The sequence below is a fragment of the Reyranella sp. GW821-FHT14A01 genome (genome assembly GCF_058803965.1).
The window spans coordinates 25,179-41,470 of sequence record NZ_JBXAPM010000006.1 but is presented as its reverse complement, the minus strand read 5'-3'; the positions used below and the strand labels follow the sequence as shown (position 1 = coordinate 41,470).

Sequence of the window (16,292 nt, the reverse complement as noted above, 5' to 3'; positions counted from 1 at the left end):
CCATGACCAGCCCGCTCTTCCGTCCGTTCACGTCAAAAAACCTGTCGCTGGCCAACCGGCTGGTGATGGCGCCGATGACGCGCTCCAAGAGCCCCGACAGCATTCCCGGTGCCGACGTCGCCGCCTACTACCGGCGGCGCGCCGAGGGTGGCGTCGGTCTGATCGTCACCGAAGGCACCACGGTCGACCGGCCGGCCGCGTCCAACGACACCAACGTGCCCGACTTCCATTCGCCGGCGAGCCTCGCGGGCTGGCGCCGCGTGGTGGAGGAAGTGCATGGCGCCGGTGGCAAGATCGCGCCGCAGCTCTGGCACCAGGGCATGATGCGCAAGACCGGCACCGGCCGGAATCCCGAGGCACCGTCCGACGGTCCGTCGGGCCTTGCCGCGTCCGGCAAGCCGGTTGGTCCGCCGATGAGCGACGCCGACATCGCCGACACGATCGACGCTTTCGGCCGCGCGGCCGGCGTCGCCAAGGACATCGGCTTCGATGCCGTCGAGATCCATGGCGCGCATGGCTACCTGATCGACCAGTTCTTCTGGGACGGCGCGAACAAGCGCAGCGATGCCTGGGGCGGCGACTTCGTGCAGCGCACGCGCTTCGCGGCCGACATCGTGAAGGCGATCCGGGCGCGCGTGGGTGCGGACTATCCGATCATCCTGCGCTTCTCGCAGTGGAAGCAGCAGGACTTCACGGCGCGGCTGGCACTGACGCCGGACGAGCTGGCGCGCTTCCTCGAGCCGCTGACCGAGGCCGGCACCGACATCTTCCATTGCTCGACGCGCCGTTTCTGGGAGCCCGAGTTCGAGGGCTCGACGCTCAACCTCGCGGGTTGGACGAAGAAGCTCACGGGCAAGCCCACCATCACCGTGGGCTCGGTCGGCCTCAAGGGCGCCGACTTCGTGCAGACTTTCAGGACACGCGAGGATTCCGAGATCGGCGATCTCGGCGAACTCGAAGCGCGGCTCGAACGCGACGAATTCGATCTCGTCGCGGTCGGGCGTGCGCTGCTGGCCGATCCGCAGTGGGCAACCAAGGTGCGCGAGGGTCGCGTCTCCGAACTCGCGCCATTCTCGGCTTCATCGCTGGCGACACTCGCGTAGTCTTTGCTGGGGGCGCGCCACTCCAGTGGCGCGTCATTATCGGCACCAGGCAAGATCGCGCCACTGGAGTGGCGCGCCCCCAGCAGAACAAAGCGACAAAGGGAGTCGAAGTATGCACAAGATCTTCAAGCCTCTCGTCGCGGCTGGCGTGCTCGCCAGCCTGGCGCTGCCCTTTGCGCCGGCCGAGGCGCAATGGGTGTTCGTCGCCCGCAAGGCGCTGGGCCGCATCCATCAGATGACCGAAGGCAGCCAGCCGGACGGCCGAGCCGGCTATGACTTCGCGACGGTCCTGCTCGACGCCCATGCCGACAAGATCTTCTCGACCGCGCTGGAACTCGCCCGCAAGAACCCGTCGGTGCGCATCCTGATGCAGGATCCGGCCGCGCGCCGCATCCAGATAGCCGAGGGCGACCGCACCGCCACGTTGAACGTCGTGCCGTTCAACGACGAGGTTTCCCAGCTCATGATCGCCGGCCATGCCGGTGCCGGCGAAAGCTCGACCACGTCGCTGGTCGTCCAGGCCGTGCTGCGCGTCTGCAAGGAAATGGGTAAGCACTGCGAAGTCAGCAACTGACCTCAGGTTTGCCAGTCGAGGCCGATGTCGAGGACGCTGGCGCTGTGGGTCAGCCAGCCGGCTGAAATGAGATCGACGCCGCTGGCCGCGATGGAAGGCGCCGTCTGCGGCGTGATGCGGCCCGAGGCCTCGGCGATGGCGCGCCCGTCGATCATGCGGACCGCGGTGGCGAGCTGGTCGGGCGTCATGTTGTCGAGCAGGACCGCATCGATGCCGGTCGCCAGCGCCTCTTCGAGCTGATCCAGCGTATCGACCTCGACCTCGATCTTCACGAGATGGCCGACGCCGTTGCGTGCCGCGAGGATCGCCGGCCGGATGCCGCCCGCCACGGCGACATGGTTGTCCTTGATGAGGACGCCATCGTCGAGGCCGAAGCGGTGGTTCATCCCGCCGCCCACGCGGACGGCGTATTTCTGCAGGGCGCGCAGGCCCGGCATGGTCTTGCGCGTGCAGCATATGCGCGCTCTGTGGCCACGCACCGCCTCGACCAGCGTGGCCGCGGCACTGGCGACACCGCTCAGATGGCCGAGGAAGTTCAGCGCGACCCGCTCGGCGGTGAGCATGCCGCGCACCGGGCCGGCAATGGTCGCGATGCGGTCGCCGGGGACGAGGTGCGTGCCGTCCGGCTTTTCCACCGCGACCTCGATCGACGGATCGACCAGCCGGAAGGCGGTTGCCGCCGCGGCTAGTCCCGCCACCACGCCGGGCTGGCGCGCGACCAGCGCGGTTTTCGCTCGCGCCGTTGCCGGCACGATCGCGTCGGTCGTGAGATCGCCGGCGCGGCCGAGATCCTCGAGGAGGGCGGCGCGGACCACCGGTTCGACCATGAGGAGGGGAAGAGAGGGGATCGTCATCATGGCCTCAGATTTTCAGCATGCGTTCGACGGCGCGGCGGGCCGGCTGGGCCACGGCGGGATCGATCGTCACTTCGTGCTGCATCGTCTCCAGCGCGTGGCGGATCTTCGGCAGGGTGATCTGCTTCATGTGCGGGCAGAGATTGCACGGTCGTATGAACTCGGTGCCGGGATGCTGGACGGCGACGTTGTCGCTCATCGAGCATTCGGTCACGAGGACGACCCGCGCCGGCCGCTTCGCGCCGACATAGTCGATCATCGCCGCGGTCGAACCGGTGAAATCGGATTCGCCCACGACCTCGGGCGGGCATTCGGGATGGGCGAGCACCACGATGCCGGGATGGCCGGCGCGCAGCTGGCGGATGTCCTGGGCCGTGAAGCGTTCGTGCACCTCGCAGTGGCCGGCCCAGGTGACGATCTCGACGCCGGTCTCGGCCGCGATGTTCTGCGCCAGATATTCGTCGGGCAGCATGATGACCTTCGGTACCCCGAGGCTCTCGACGATCTTCTTCGCGTTGCCTGAGGTGCAGCAGATGTCGCTCTCGGCTTTAACAGCGGCGGACGTGTTCACATAGGTGACGACGGGAACGCCGGGATAGCGCTGGTGCAGCAGCCGGACATCGGCGGAGGTGATCGAGGCGGCGAGCGAGCAGCCGGCATCGAGGTCGGGGATCAGCACGCGCTTGGCCGGGTTCAGGAGCTTGGCCGTCTCGGCCATGAAGTGGACGCCGGCCAGGACGATCGTCCCGGCATCGACCTTCATGGCCTCGCGGGCCAGCGCCAGGCTGTCGCCCACGATGTCGGCGACGCAGTGGAAGATCTCGGGCGTCTGGTAGTTGTGCGCGAGGATGACGGCATCGCGCTCGCGCTTCAGCGCCAGGATGGCGTCGATATCCTCGGCGAAGGCCGGCCATTCGATCGACGGGATCACCGATTTCACGCGGTCATACAGAGGGGCGGTTCGGGCCATCAGGTCCGGCGAAAAGGCTAACGACATCTGACACCTCATTATGCTCAATGGGAGCATTAATTATTTATACTAGGAATGAGCATTAATGGCGTCAAGTTTTCAGATCGGGCGCGAGAGGGGGAGTTTGCTGCCGGCGGCGGCGCGTTCGAGGACGACCTCGCGGCGGAAGCGGAACAGCTGGGCGGGGCGTCCGCGGGCTTCCGAGGTGCTCGCGCCGGTCGGCTCAACCAAGCCTTGCTGGTCGATGAGGCGGCGGAAGTTCTGCTTGTGCATCGGCCGGCCCGCCAGCGCCTCGACGGCGCGCTGCAGCTGCAGCAAGGTGAATTCGGGCGGCATCAGCTCGAAGAAGACGGGCCGGTATTTGATCTTGGCCCGTAGCCGCGCGATGCCGGTGGCAAGGATGCGGCGATGATCGTGGCGCATCGGCATGCCCGGCACGGGATCGGGCGCCGGCGCCTTCGCCTCGGGCACCAGACCCGCCTCGTAGAGCAGCTCGTAGCGCTGCAGGACCAGGTCCTCATTCCAGCTCTCGATCCCGTCGCCGAAGCTCAGTTCGACCCGTTGCTGCCGCTCGCGCTGGCTCCGCGCGTCGCCGGCGGCGTCCGCCCATGTCGCCAATTGCGGCAGGATCGACTGGGCAATCAGCGGCGAGGGGCCGGCGCGCCAGTCTTCCCAGGGAAAATAGCGGTACCAGCTTCGCCATTCCGGATCGCGTGCGCCGGCCGACAGGCGCTCGCGGGTGAGGCCGAGATAGCTGATCGACACGATCCTCTGGCTTCCGTCCGAGCCCGGGCGGTTGCGGTCGGCGAACGTGTAGAGCTGCTCGACATAACCCAGCGGATGATGGGTCTGCCGCTCGACCCAGGCTCGCACGCCGCTTTGCAGGGTCGGGTGCTCGGTCGCGAATGGTCCCGACGGCAGGAGCGTGCCGTCCTCCAGCGTCAGGACCAGCGGCTGATCGGCCGTCAGGGCGACGAGCACCGCATTGAGTTCGATGGCAACGGCGTCGGAGGGCGCGGGAGGCGGCGTCATGTCCGCCGCATTATGCACGAACGGGCGGCGACTTCGCCCTTTCGCCAGCCCGTCAGCCCTTGTTCTTGTCCTTGCCGATCGCCGCCTTCATCAGGGCGATCGATTCGGGCATGTCCCAGTCGGCATCGCCCTCGATGCGGCCGAGTTCGCGGCCCTGGGCATCGACCAGGATCGAGGTCGGCAGCAGGGTGACGTCGAGCCCCTGCATCGTCTTGCGGCCCTTGTCGAAATAGATGCCGAGGTTGGCGAGCTTCTGGTCCTTGTAGAAGGGCGCGACCTTGGGCTTGGACGGGCCGTCGATCGACAGCGGCACGATCAGGAACTTGTCCTTCGGGAGCGCGGCCTGCAGGCGGTCGAGGCTCGGCATTTCCTTCACGCAGGGCGCACACCAGGTCGCCCAGAAATTCAGCAGCACGACCTTGCCCTTGAAGTCGCCGAGCTTCATCGGCTTGTCGTCGGCGTTCTGGATCTCGAGGTCGGGCAGGGGCTTGGGCGTCTTGGCGAGCTTGAAGCGCTCCATCGCGCCCTTGGCCATGTCCGGCTTCACGCCGGCCAGGCTGGGCGTGGCGGGGAGCGCGATGGCAGCAGCGGCGCCGCAAAGAATGTAGCGCCGGCCAAGGAGGAAATTGGGGACAGGATGTGCCATAAGCCGCGTTCCTAAAAGGATATATGGCGTAATTCATGGCACGGAAGAACACGACTGCGCGAGCGGCCAAGAGTGGCTCCAATCGTCGCTCCAACACGATGTGGGGCGGCCGCTACAAGCTCGGGCCCGCGGAAATCATGGAGAAGATCAACGCCTCCATCGGTTTCGACCGGCGGCTCTATGCGCAGGATATCGCGGGCTCCGTCGCGCACTGTGACATGTTGGTGGCCCAGGGAATTCTCACGGCGAAGGACGGTCGCGCCATCAAGCGCGGGCTCGCCCAGGTGAAGGCCGAGATCGAAAGTGGCAAGTTCAAGTTCTCGACCAAGCTCGAGGACATTCATTTCAACGTCGAGCAGCGGCTGACCGACATCATCGGCCCGGCCGGCGGCCGGCTGCACACCGCGCGCTCGCGCAACGACCAGATCGCGCTCGATGTGCGCCTGTGGGTGCGCGACACGATCGACAAGTTCGAGCTGATGCTGCGCGAGCTTCAGGAAGTGCTGATCGACCGTGCCGACGAGTACTCGGCCACCATCATGCCGGGTTTCACCCATCTGCAGACGGCCCAGCCGATCACCTTCGGCCATCACCTGATGGCCTATGTCGAGATGATCGGCCGCGACCGTAGCCGCTTCGCCGACTGCCGCGCGCGCCTGAACGAGTCGCCGCTCGGTGCCGCGGCGCTGGCGGGCTCGCCGCATCCGATCGATCCGCGCAAGACCGCGAAGGCGCTGGGCTTCGACCGCCCGATGGCCAACTCGCTCGATGCCGTCTCCGACCGCGACTACGTGATCGAGTTCATCGCCGCCGCCTCGACGACCGCCGTGCACCTGTCGCGCCTCTCCGAGGAGATCGTGATCTGGTGCTCCGCGCCGTTCCGCTTCATCTCGCTGTCCGACGCCTTCACGACCGGCAGCTCGATCATGCCGCAGAAGCGCAATCCCGACGCCGCCGAGCTGACGCGCGCCAAGGTCGGCCGCATCGTCGGCGCCTTCGTGGCGCTCACCACCATCCTGAAGGGCCTGCCGCTGACCTACGGCAAGGACATGCAGGAGGACAAGGAGCCGCTGTTCGACGCCGCCGATTCGCTGGAGCTGGGGATCGCGGCGATGACCGGCATGATCCGCGACCTCAAGGCCAACCCGGAGCGTATGCGCGCCGTGGCGTCCGCCGACTATTCGGTGGCGACGGACCTCGCCGACTGGCTGGTGCGCAAGGTCGGTCTGCCGTTCCGCCAGGCCCATCACGTCACGGGCCGTTTGGTCGGCATCGCCGCCGACAAGGGCATCGACCTCGACAAGCTGTCGCTGGCCGAGATGCAGGAAGTCGAGCCGAAGATCGACCAGAGCGTGTTCCGCGTGCTGACCGTCGAGGCCTCGGTCAATGCCCGCAAGAGCCTGGGCGGCACCGCGCCGGCCAATGTCGAGCGCGCCGTCGGGGAAGCGCGTCGCCGCTTCCTCGGCAAGGCCGGAGGCCGCTGACGATGAGCTTCTTCAGCTACAAGGACGGCGACATGCATGCCGAGGGCGTCGCGCTCGCCACCATCGCCGCGCAGGTCGGGACGCCGTTCTACTGCTATTCCGCCGGGGCCTTGCGCGCCGGCTGGAGGGAATTCGCCGACGGCATCAAGGGCATGAACGCCAGCGTCGCCTACGCGATGAAGGCCAACAGCAACCTGGCCGTGATCCGCCTGTTCGGCGAGATGGGCGCCGGCGCCGACATCGTGTCGGTGGGCGAGATGAAGCGGGCGCTGGCGGCGGGCATTCCGCCCAGGCGCATCATCTATTCCGGCGTCGGCAAGAAGCCGTCGGAGCTGATGGCCGCTCTCGAAGCCGGCATCGGCCAGATCAACGTCGAAAGCTCGGCCGAGCTCGAGACGCTGAACGCCGTCGCGGGCCAGCTTGGCCTCAAGGCCGACATCACGATCCGCGTGAACCCCGACGTCGACGCCAAGACCCACGCCAAGATCACGACGGGGCGCAAGGAGAACAAGTTCGGCATCGACATCGACCTCGCGCGCGACGCCTTCGCGCTGGCCGGCCGGCTGCCGAACCTCAACGTCGTGGGCGTGGCCATGCATATCGGCTCGCAGCTCACCTCGCTCACGCCCTACCGCGACGCCATCGTGCGGGTGCGCGAGCTGATCGGGCAGCTTCGCCAGGACGGCCACACGATCGACCGGTTCGACATCGGCGGCGGGCTGGGGATTGTTTATGCCGACGAGAAGCCGCCCTCGATCGCCGAATTCATGGCCGTCGTGGCGCGCGAGACCGACGGCCTGGGCTGCGAGCTGGCCTTCGAGCCGGGCCGCCGGCTGGTCGGCGAGGCGGGTGTGCTGGTGGGCGAGGTGATCCTCGTGAAGCCCGGCTCCGCCAAGACTTTCGTCATCGTGGATGCGGCGATGAACGACCTCATCCGGCCGACGCTCTACGAGGCCTGGCACGATATTCTGCCGGTCCGCCAGCCGCGCCCCGATGCGGCCACGATCCGTTGCGACATTGTGGGTCCCATCTGCGAATCCGGCGACTTCCTGGCTCAGAATCGTGATCTGCCGCCGCTGGCTGCCGGAGACCTCGTCATGATACGGTCGGCGGGCGCGTATGGGGCGGTGATGGCTTCCAGCTACAACAGCCGGCCGTTGGCGCCCGAGGTGATGGTGGATGGCACGAGGTTTGCGGTTACGCGACCGAGGCCTACCATCGAAGAGATGATCTCCGCCGAGCGGTTCCCGCCCTGGATGGAGCCGACAAAGGCCTGAACGAAAGGACGTCGATGGACGCCAGCCAGACCACCCCGACGATCCAGGCCCCATGGCTGGGACGCAAGATCGGTTTGGCGTGGGCGGCCTTGGCGTGGGAAGGCCTGTGGCCGCGCTTCGTGCCGTTGCTCTCCTTCGTGGCGCTGTTCGTGGCCGCGGCCCATCTCGATCTGTTCGCCGGCCTCGATCCCTGGGTTCATACCGGCATCCTGGCGGCCATCGCGCTGGCCTTCGCCGGCCTCGCCTGGTGGCGGCTGCGTGATTTTTCCTGGCCCACGCGGGAAGCGTCGATCCGCCGGCTCGAGCGCGACAGCGACATCCCGCACCGCCCCCTGGTCGCGGTGCAGGACAATCTTGCCGCCGGCAACACCGACCCGATGGCCGTGGCCCTCTGGGAAGCCCATCGCCGTCGCGAGGCCGAGCGCCTTGCCAGCCTGAGCAATCGGCCGGCCCATCCGGGCCTCGCCACCCTGGATAAGTGGGCGCTGCGCTTCGTGCCGCTGCTGGCTCTGGTCGTCGCCATCGCCGTGGCGGGCGGCTGGCGCAGCGACCGCATGGCCGCCGCCGTGACCCCGGCCTTCCCGCCGCCGCCGCCGGTCGTCGCCAACCTGTGGATCGCGCCGCCGGCCTATACCGGCAAGCCGCCGGTCTATCTGGACATGGCCGAGCACGACAAGGTCTTGCGCGTTCCTGCCGGCAGCAAGATCGCGGGTTTCGTCGATGACACGCGCGGCCGCAAGCCGCCGGTTCTGTCGATCGACGGCAAGAAGACCGAGTTCTCGACCGTCAGCAAGGGCAAGTACCAGGTCGAAGACGTCATCACGGAGGGCAAGCAGATCACCCTGCAGGCGCGGGGCGACGAGCAGGCGCGGTGGAAACTCCACGTCATCCCCGACCTCGCCCCGACCATCGACTTCACCCGTCCGATCGGCGTCGACAAATGGTCGACCAAGATCGAATACCTCGCCGGCGACGATTTCGGCGTGACCGGCGTCCAGCTCCAGATGCGCCTGCACGGCAGCGTGCTGGGCGACGATGCGCTGAGCAGCGACGAGGAGCCTGAGGTGCTGCGCGTCGACCTGCCGGTCGCGGGCAACGCCAAGAAGATCGCCGACACGTTCGTGCGCGACCTCACCAGCCATCCCTGGGCCGGCCTGAAGGTCACGGTGATGCTGTTCGCCACCGATGCGCTGGGTCAGAAGGGCCGCAGCTCAGTCGAGACCTTCCTGCTGCCGGAGCGCGTGTTCAACGATCCGACGGCGCGGGCGCTGATGGTGCTGCGCAAGGCGCTGACGCGCGATCCCAAGGGCTATCGGATCGACGTCGCCGACGGCATGCGCCTGGTCCATGCGAATCCCAAGAGCTACCGCGAGGACCCGGTCGTCCAGCTCGGCCTGCGCATCGGTTCGGTGCGGCTGGCGCAGAACGACAACAAGGAGACGATCACCGACACCCAGAAGCTCCTCTGGGATCTCGCGATGCGCCTCGAGAGCGGCGCCACGTCCGATGCCGAGCGCGCCGTCGAGCAGGCGCGGCAGGAGCTGCAGGACGCCATGCAGCGCCAGGCCGGCGACGAGGAGATCGAGAAGCTGATCCAGCAGCTCTACGACGCCATGGCGCGTTGGCAGCGCGAGCTGGCCGAGAAAATGAAGGATCCCGACGAGCGCCGCCGCATGGAAGAGCAGGCGGAGAAGATGGATCCGAACAACACCATCACCGGCGACGACCTGCAGAAGATGCTCGACAAGATTCGCGAGATGGCCAAGAACGGCCAGCGCGAAGAGGCCAAGCGCATGCTCGAGGAGCTGCGCAAGATGATGGAGAACGCCACCCCGATGATGGCGAACCCCAACGGCCAACAGCGCCAGCAGCAGGGTCAGAAGGGCCAGCAGGGCCAGGGCAGCCAGCAGGGCCGCGAGATGATGAACCAGCTCGACCAGCTGTCGCGCCGGCAGAACCAGCTCCTGGGTGAATCCGAGCGGGAAGGCCGCCAGCAGGGGCAACAGGGTCAGCGCGGTCAACAGGGCCAGCAAGGACAACAGGGTCAACAAGGCCAGCAGGGTCAACGCGGTCAGCAAGGCCAACAGGGCCAGGGCCAGCAGCCCGGTCAGGGACAAGGCCAGGGTCAGGGCCAGTGGGGCGAGCAGCAGCGCGGCCAGCAGGAAGGCCTGCGCGGCCGGCTGGGCGAGTTCATGAAGAAGCTCGACGAGAACGGCCTGCAGATGCCGGAATCGCTGGGTCGCGCCGACCGGTCGATGCGCGAGGCCGAGGAGGCGCTGCGTCGCGGCGATCCGCGCGAAGCCTCCCGCGCCCAGCGCCGGGCGCTGGACAATCTGCAGCAGGGCATGGGCGACATGGCCGAGCAGATGCGCCAGCAGCGCGGTCCCGGCAACAACCAGGACATCGCCGAGATCGAGGAGCGCGAGCGCCGCAGCGAGGATCGCGATCCGCTGGGCCGGTCCGACGGCAACTACGGCGACGCGATCGACTCCGGCGCCGACAAGGTGCCGCTCGAACTCGATCGTCAGCGCAGCCGGGAGATCCTCGACGAACTGCGCCGCCGCGCCGGCGACCAGCAGCGTCCGAAGGAAGAGCTCGACTACATCGATCGTCTTCTGAAGACGTACTGAGGCCGAGCCGCCTCAACGGAGCGCGCAACTCCAGTTGCGCTGATGATCATGATTGCGCAACTGGAGTTGCGCGCTCCGTGGCAGGCTACTCCGCCGTCTTCTCGACCACGCCGATATACGGCAAACCGCGGAAGCGGTGGGCCCAGTCGAGGCCGTAGCCGACCAGGAACTCGTCACCCGCCTCGAAGCCCACGAAGTCGGCCTTGAGCTCGGTGCGCCGTTTGCCGGGCTTGTCGAGCAGGGTGCAGATCGACACGCGACGGGCGCCGCGCTCCTCGATCAGCTTCTTGGCGAAGCTCAAGGTGAACCCCGATTCCAGGATGTCGTCGACCAGCAGCACGTCGCGACCGCGCACGTCGTCGACGATGTCGCGTACGACGCGGACGCTGCCGCTCGTCTGGGTACCGGTCCCGTAGCTCGACAAAGTGAGGAAATCCATCGACCAATCGGCGCCGGCGCGGCTCAGCGCGCGGATCAGGTCGGCGGCGAAGACGAAGCTGCCCTTCAGGACGGAGACGACCAGCGTGTCGGACTCGAGCTTGGCCGCGAGTTCGGTCGCCATCTCCTCGACTCGCGTTGCGATCTCGGCGGCGGAGAAACGGATCGAGACGACCGGACGGTCGGAGGTGGTGCGGTCGGGCATCGTGAAACTCGCGCGTTGGTCGCTAGTCGACGGTCGGCACGATGTTGGTCGCACCGGAGGGCGGCTCGTCAAGCGGCAGGCTGAAGCTCCGGCGCGCACCGGGCGCTATCGGCCCCTCGACCAGCGGCATCGCGCGCTCGGCCAGGACCTGCTCCCCCGCCCGGAAGACAAGCTTCAGCCGGCGGGTCGAGCCGGGAGCCGTGCCGGTGTTGATCAGTTCGCCCAGCACGATGTAGCGCCCGTCGATCAGGTCGATCTTGGTGGAAGCCATATCGATCCCGACCTGCGCGTGGGCCACCTTGGACGAGTTGGACGCCTTCGGTGCGGCGTCGACCTGCAGCGCCGTGCGCCAGGAGGCCGGCAGGCGCGACTTGATCTCGTCGCGATAGGCGTAGCCCGCCGCGCCGAACAGCACGATGAAGACGATCGCATAGGCGATCCAGGTGCCCCAGCTTTTCTTGGGCGGCGCGATGACGGCCGGCAGGCCGCTGCCCGGCGTGAGCGGACGGATGACGACGTCGGGCACCGGAGCGGGAGGCTCGGACGGTGCATCCGACGGCGAGTTGGTGACCGGCGGCGGCGCGTCGGGCTCCTGGAACCAGCGATGGCTGCAGCGGACGCACTGGACGGTGCGGCCGGTCGGTCCGATGGCCGCGGGATCGACGGCGTAACGAGCGCTACAGTTCGAACAGGTAATTTGCATGATGAGCGGGGGATGCCCCACCAGATGTGCTTTGCGCGGCGACACTAGGCCACTAAAACTTGGCTTACAAGCAACACGGCGTTCGCGCATACATTTGAAATGATTGGCCTCGGCCTACGCTCGTTCTTCTTCAATGTCGGCTGGTATCTCGGCACGACGATCATCGCCATCGTCGGTGCACCGATCCTGCTGATGCCGCGGCGCTTCGTCGTTGCGTGGTCGCTGTTCTGGATCGACTTCTGCCTGTGGTGGCTGCGCGTCACCTGCCGGCTGACGCATCGCGTCGGCGGCCTCGAGAACATGCCGACGGGGCCGGTGATCTTCGCCTGCAAGCACCAGTCCTCCTGGGAGACGCTGGCCTTCTCGCGGCTGTTCCCCGGTGCGGCCACCGTGATGAAGCGCGAGCTGGTGCTGATCCCGATCGTCGGCTGGGCGATGGCAAAAGTCGGCAACATCGCCGTCGAACGCGGTGACGGCTCCAAGGCGCTGCGCGGGCTGGTGAAACAGGCGAAGGCGGCTTTGGCGGAGGGCCGGTCGATCCTGATCTTCCCCGAGGGTACGCGAGTCGCCGTCGGCGACGAGAAGCCCTATCAGGTGGGAACGGCGGCGCTCTACCGGCAGCTCGGCGTGCCGGTCGTCCCGGTCGCGCTCAATTCCGGCCTATTCTGGGGCCGTCGCAAGTTCATCAAGCGGCCGGGCGTGATCGATGTCGAGATCCTGCCCGCGATCCCGCCGGGCATGAGCCGGGATGCCTTCATGACGACCCTGCGCGAGCGGATCGAAGGGGCCACCGATCGGCTCGTTGCTGCAGCCCGTGAGAGCGAACAAAGATAGAACTTCTGTTGATATCGACAGGCCTAGAGCCTACGTTTTCAGGATGGAATGGGCGCCCGTCTCCCAGCGGATCTGGGACATGAAATACCGCTTCAAGAGCGCACCGGGCGGCAGCCCGGCAGCGACGCCTGACGCCGACCTCGACGCGACCTGGTGGCGGGTCGCACGAGCCCTGGCGGTACCGGAGCGCGATCCCGAGCTTTGGGCCGGCCGTTTCCACGAGGCGCTGTCGGGCTTCAAGTTCCTGCCGGCTGGACGCGTGATCGCGGGCGCTGGTACCGGCCGCAGCGTCACGCTCTTCAACTGCTTCGTCATGGGCACGATCCCCGACGACATGTCGGGCATCTTCGAGAACCTGCGCGAGGCTGCCCTCACCATGCAGCAGGGCGGCGGCATCGGGCACGATTTCTCGAGCCTGCGTCCGCAGGGCGCGCCCGTGATCGGCGTCGGCGCCGATGCATCGGGGCCGCTCTCGTTCATGGATGTGTGGGACGCGATGTGCCGCACCATCATGAGCGCGGGCTCGCGCCGCGGCGCCATGATGGCGACCCTGCGCTGCGACCATCCCGACATCGAGGCCTTCGTCGACGCCAAGCGCGACCCCAAGCGGCTGCGCATGTTCAACGTCTCGGTGCTGGTCACCGACGCCTTTATGAAGGCGGTCGAGGAGGATGCCGACTGGCCGCTGGTATTCGGCGGCAAGATCTTCAAGGCGGTGAAGGCCAGAGCCTTATGGGAGCGCATCATGCGCGCGACCTACGAAGTGGCCGAGCCCGGCGTCATCTTCATCGACAGGGTGAACCGCCGGAACAACCTGCGTTATTGCGAGAGCATCCAGGCTACGAATCCCTGCGGCGAGCAGCCACTCCCTCCTTACGGTGCCTGCCTGCTGGGATCGATCAATCTCGCCGCATTGGTGAAGGCGCCGTTCACGCCGGAGGCGACGCTCGATATGGAGGCGCTGGAGCGGCTGGTGCCGCTGGCCGTGCGCATGCTCGACAATGTGATCGACGTCTCGCGCTTCCCGCTGCCGCAGCAGGAGCAGGAGGCCAAGGCCAAGCGGCGCATCGGGCTCGGCGTGACCGGTCTCGCCGATGCGCTGATCTTCTGCGGCGTGCGCTACGGCTCACCCGAGGCGGTGCGGCTGACGCGTGAGTGGTTGGGCGCGGTGCAGCGCCTGTCCTACGTCGCGTCGGCCGACATTGCCGCGGAGAAGGGCAGCTTCCCGCTCTACGATCGCGGGAAGTATCTCGCAGGTGAGACGATCAAGGCGCTGCCCGAGGAGGCGCGGACGGCGATCGGCCGCTACGGCATCCGCAACGCGCTGCTGAACTCGATCGCGCCCACCGGCACCATCTCGCTGCTGGCCGATAATGTCTCGTCCGGCATCGAGCCGGTGTTTGCCTTCAGCTATGTGCGCCATGTGCTGCAGCCGGACGGCACCAAGCGCGAGGAGAGTGTCGACGATTACGCTTTCCGCGCCTGGCGCGAGCTCCGGGGCAACGAGGCGCCGCCGTCCGACGTCTTCGTCGATGCCCAGACGCTGACGCCTGCCGATCATCTGGCGATGCAGGCGGCGGCGCAGGACCATGTCGACAGCTCGATCTCCAAGACCATCAACCTGCCGCGCGACATCTCCTTCGAGGCCTTCAAGGGCGTATACGAGGAGGCCTATGCGCAGAACTGCAAGGGCTGCACGACCTACCGACCCAATGACGTGACGGGCGCGGTGCTGGAAGTGAAGCCGGCCGAACCCGCGGCGGCGGAGGCGCAGCCGCGTGCGCTGGCGCCGGCGGACGAGAGCGGCGTCGTCTACATCGCCCAGCCGCTCGACCGGCCGCAGGACCTGCCGGGCCGGACCTACAAGATCAAATGGCCGGGCAGCGACCACGCCATCTACATCACCATCAACGACCTGATGCAGGACGGGCGGCGGCGGCCGTTCGAGATTTTCATCAACTCCAAGAACATGGAGCACTACGCCTGGACGGTGGCGCTGACGCGCATGATCTCGGCGGTGTTCCGCCGCGGCGGCGATGTCTCGTTCATCGTCGAGGAGCTGAAGGCGGTGTTCGATCCGCGCGGCGGGCAGTGGATGGAGGGCCGCTACGTGCCCTCCCTGCTGGCCGCGATCGGCGGCGTGATCGAGCGCCACCTGGTCGAGATCGGCTTCCTGGCGCCGACCGAATCGCCCAGCCTGATCGATGCGATCGAGGAGCGCATGCGCCTCGCCGTCAACAGCCAAAACGCTACCAAGGAGCCGGCGGCCGGCAGCGTTTCAGTCAAGTCGATGGGGCAATGCCCCAATTGCGGCGCGGCGGCGCTCACCCACCAGGAAGGCTGCGACGTCTGCCTGAACTGCGGCTACTCCCGCTGCGGGTGACAAGGTCCTCCGGCGGTCGCTCAGCCCAGCTCGAGTTCGATGCCGGCCGACTTGCTGACGCCCGCCCACAGGGTCGCGAAGTCGCCGACGAAGGCCGTGTATTCGGCCGGCGTCATCGGCTTGTCGCCGGGCAGCAGCACCACTTCCTTGAAGCGCTCGACGACTTCCGGCGCCTTGTAGGCCTTCTGCAGCTCGTCGTAGAGCCGCGCCACGACGTCGGGCGACATGCCCTTGGGGCCCGAGACGCCGACCCAGGTCGAGGTCGTGAGCTTGGGGAAGCCCTGCTCGGCGAAGGTCGGGGCGTTCGGGTACATGTCGAGGCGCTTGTCCGAGCTGACTGCCAGCAGGCGGACCTTGCCGGAGTTGATGTGCGGCACGTTGGTCGTGATCGGGTCGAACATCGAGGGGATGGCACCGGCCAGCATGTCCTGCAGCGACGGCGCCGAGCCGCGGTAGGGCACGTGCTTCAGCTTGATGCCGGCCAGGGTGCCCAGCAGCTCGCCCATCAGGTGGGTGTTGGAGCCGATGCCCGAGCTGCCGAAGGCGATCTCGTCGGGCTTGGCCTTGGCGGCCGCGATGTAGTCGGCCAGCGTCTTGTAGGGCGAATCGCCCGGCACGATCAGGACGTTGGGCGTGTGGCCGATCAGGGTCACGTGGGTGAAATCGGTCACCACATTGTACGGCAACTTCGGGTAGATACCCGGCGCGATGCCGAGCGGCGAGGCGTGCGAAATGACGAGCGTGTAGCCGTCGGGTGCGGCCTTGGCGGCGAGGTCCGAGCCGATCGTGCCGCCGGCGCCGGGCCGGTTCTCGACCACCACTTGCGTGCCCAGGGCAACCGAGAGCTTGGGCGCCAGGATGCGCGAGATCGTGTCGGCGGTGCCGCCGGGAGGGAAGGTGGCGATCAGCTTGATCGGCTGCTTGGTCGGCCAGCCGGGGCTCGCCTTGACGGCGGGCGCGGCGAGCGAAGAGCCCAGGGTGGCGGCCGAGGCAGCCAGGACGGTACGGCGGGTCAGTTTCATGAAGCGCTCCGGTTTCCTCTCGCACCAATGGCTGGCGCGTTGTGGCCTAGGCCTTGCAATCGATATGCCAGCCCCAATCAGCCCTTGATTTGCCCTGAGAGAGTCCGCAAATCCGGGCCGACCAAGGAGATGTCTGT

Annotated in this window: 14 protein-coding genes; 7 read left to right on the top strand and 7 right to left on the bottom strand. The window is 67.3% G+C overall.

Annotation, left to right across the window (positions count from 1 at the left end; translation table 11 throughout):
• The first annotated feature begins 2 nt into the window (after positions 1-2).
• Entirely contained in the window at positions 3-1,103 is a 1,101-nt protein-coding gene (locus AC1ROX_RS11485) for an NADH:flavin oxidoreductase (RefSeq protein ID WP_493125538.1), read from the top strand.
• 112 nt (positions 1,104-1,215) lie between these two features.
• Positions 1,216-1,677 (top strand): hypothetical protein, encoded by a 462-nt coding sequence (locus AC1ROX_RS11480; protein WP_493125536.1) that lies wholly within the window; start codon positions 1,216-1,218, stop codon positions 1,675-1,677.
• 2 nt (positions 1,678-1,679) lie between these two features.
• On the opposite strand, the gene nadC is transcribed toward AC1ROX_RS11480, so the two are convergent.
• The 4 genes from nadC to AC1ROX_RS11460 all read right to left on the bottom strand — a co-directional run bounded on the left by nadC (position 1,680) and on the right by AC1ROX_RS11460 (position 5,179).
• Positions 1,680-2,531 carry a carboxylating nicotinate-nucleotide diphosphorylase gene (nadC, locus tag AC1ROX_RS11475; RefSeq protein ID WP_493126141.1) on the bottom strand — a complete coding sequence of 284 codons (852 nt, stop codon included), beginning with the start codon at positions 2,529-2,531 and terminating at the stop codon, positions 1,680-1,682.
• Between the two features lie 7 nt (positions 2,532-2,538).
• Positions 2,539-3,528, bottom strand: a complete 990-nt coding sequence (gene nadA / locus AC1ROX_RS11470; RefSeq protein WP_493125534.1) for a quinolinate synthase NadA — start codon at positions 3,526-3,528, stop codon at positions 2,539-2,541.
• Positions 3,529-3,600: 72 nt separating this feature from the next.
• Complete coding sequence (locus tag AC1ROX_RS11465) at positions 3,601-4,533, bottom strand: NUDIX hydrolase (RefSeq protein WP_493125532.1); 933 nt, start codon at positions 4,531-4,533, stop codon at positions 3,601-3,603.
• Between the two features lie 52 nt (positions 4,534-4,585).
• Positions 4,586-5,179, bottom strand: a complete 594-nt coding sequence (locus AC1ROX_RS11460; RefSeq protein ID WP_493125530.1) for a TlpA disulfide reductase family protein — start codon at positions 5,177-5,179, stop codon at positions 4,586-4,588.
• A 35-nt stretch (positions 5,180-5,214) separates the two neighbouring features.
• Here AC1ROX_RS11460 and argH point away from each other — a divergent pair, with 35 nt between their 5' ends.
• The 3 genes from argH to AC1ROX_RS11445 are packed head-to-tail and all read left to right on the top strand — an operon-like array spanning position 5,215 to position 10,570.
• Positions 5,215-6,663, top strand: a complete 1,449-nt coding sequence (gene argH / locus AC1ROX_RS11455; protein WP_493125528.1) for an argininosuccinate lyase — start codon at positions 5,215-5,217, stop codon at positions 6,661-6,663.
• Between the two features lie 2 nt (positions 6,664-6,665).
• A complete protein-coding gene (gene lysA, locus AC1ROX_RS11450; RefSeq protein WP_493125526.1) occupies positions 6,666-7,940 on the top strand; it encodes a diaminopimelate decarboxylase in 1,275 nt (424 codons plus the stop codon).
• Between the two features lie 14 nt (positions 7,941-7,954).
• Entirely contained in the window at positions 7,955-10,570 is a 2,616-nt protein-coding gene (locus AC1ROX_RS11445) for a TIGR02302 family protein (RefSeq protein WP_493125524.1), read from the top strand.
• An 85-nt stretch (positions 10,571-10,655) separates the two neighbouring features.
• Here AC1ROX_RS11445 and hpt read toward each other — a convergent pair whose 3' ends face one another.
• Complete coding sequence (gene hpt / locus AC1ROX_RS11440) at positions 10,656-11,213, bottom strand: hypoxanthine phosphoribosyltransferase (protein WP_493125522.1); 558 nt, start codon at positions 11,211-11,213, stop codon at positions 10,656-10,658.
• A gap of 22 nt (positions 11,214-11,235) precedes the next feature.
• Entirely contained in the window at positions 11,236-11,916 is a 681-nt protein-coding gene (locus AC1ROX_RS11435) for a zinc-ribbon domain-containing protein (RefSeq protein WP_493125520.1), read from the bottom strand.
• Positions 11,917-12,015: 99 nt separating this feature from the next.
• Here AC1ROX_RS11435 and AC1ROX_RS11430 point away from each other — a divergent pair, with 99 nt between their 5' ends.
• Entirely contained in the window at positions 12,016-12,750 is a 735-nt protein-coding gene (locus AC1ROX_RS11430; protein ID WP_493125518.1) for a lysophospholipid acyltransferase family protein, read from the top strand.
• 79 nt (positions 12,751-12,829) lie between these two features.
• Complete coding sequence (locus tag AC1ROX_RS11425) at positions 12,830-15,133, top strand: adenosylcobalamin-dependent ribonucleoside-diphosphate reductase (RefSeq protein WP_493125516.1); 2,304 nt, start codon at positions 12,830-12,832, stop codon at positions 15,131-15,133.
• 20 nt (positions 15,134-15,153) lie between these two features.
• Here AC1ROX_RS11425 and AC1ROX_RS11420 read toward each other — a convergent pair whose 3' ends face one another.
• A complete protein-coding gene (locus AC1ROX_RS11420; protein WP_493125514.1) occupies positions 15,154-16,155 on the bottom strand; it encodes a Bug family tripartite tricarboxylate transporter substrate binding protein in 1,002 nt (333 codons plus the stop codon).
• Positions 16,156-16,292 lie beyond the last annotated feature (137 nt).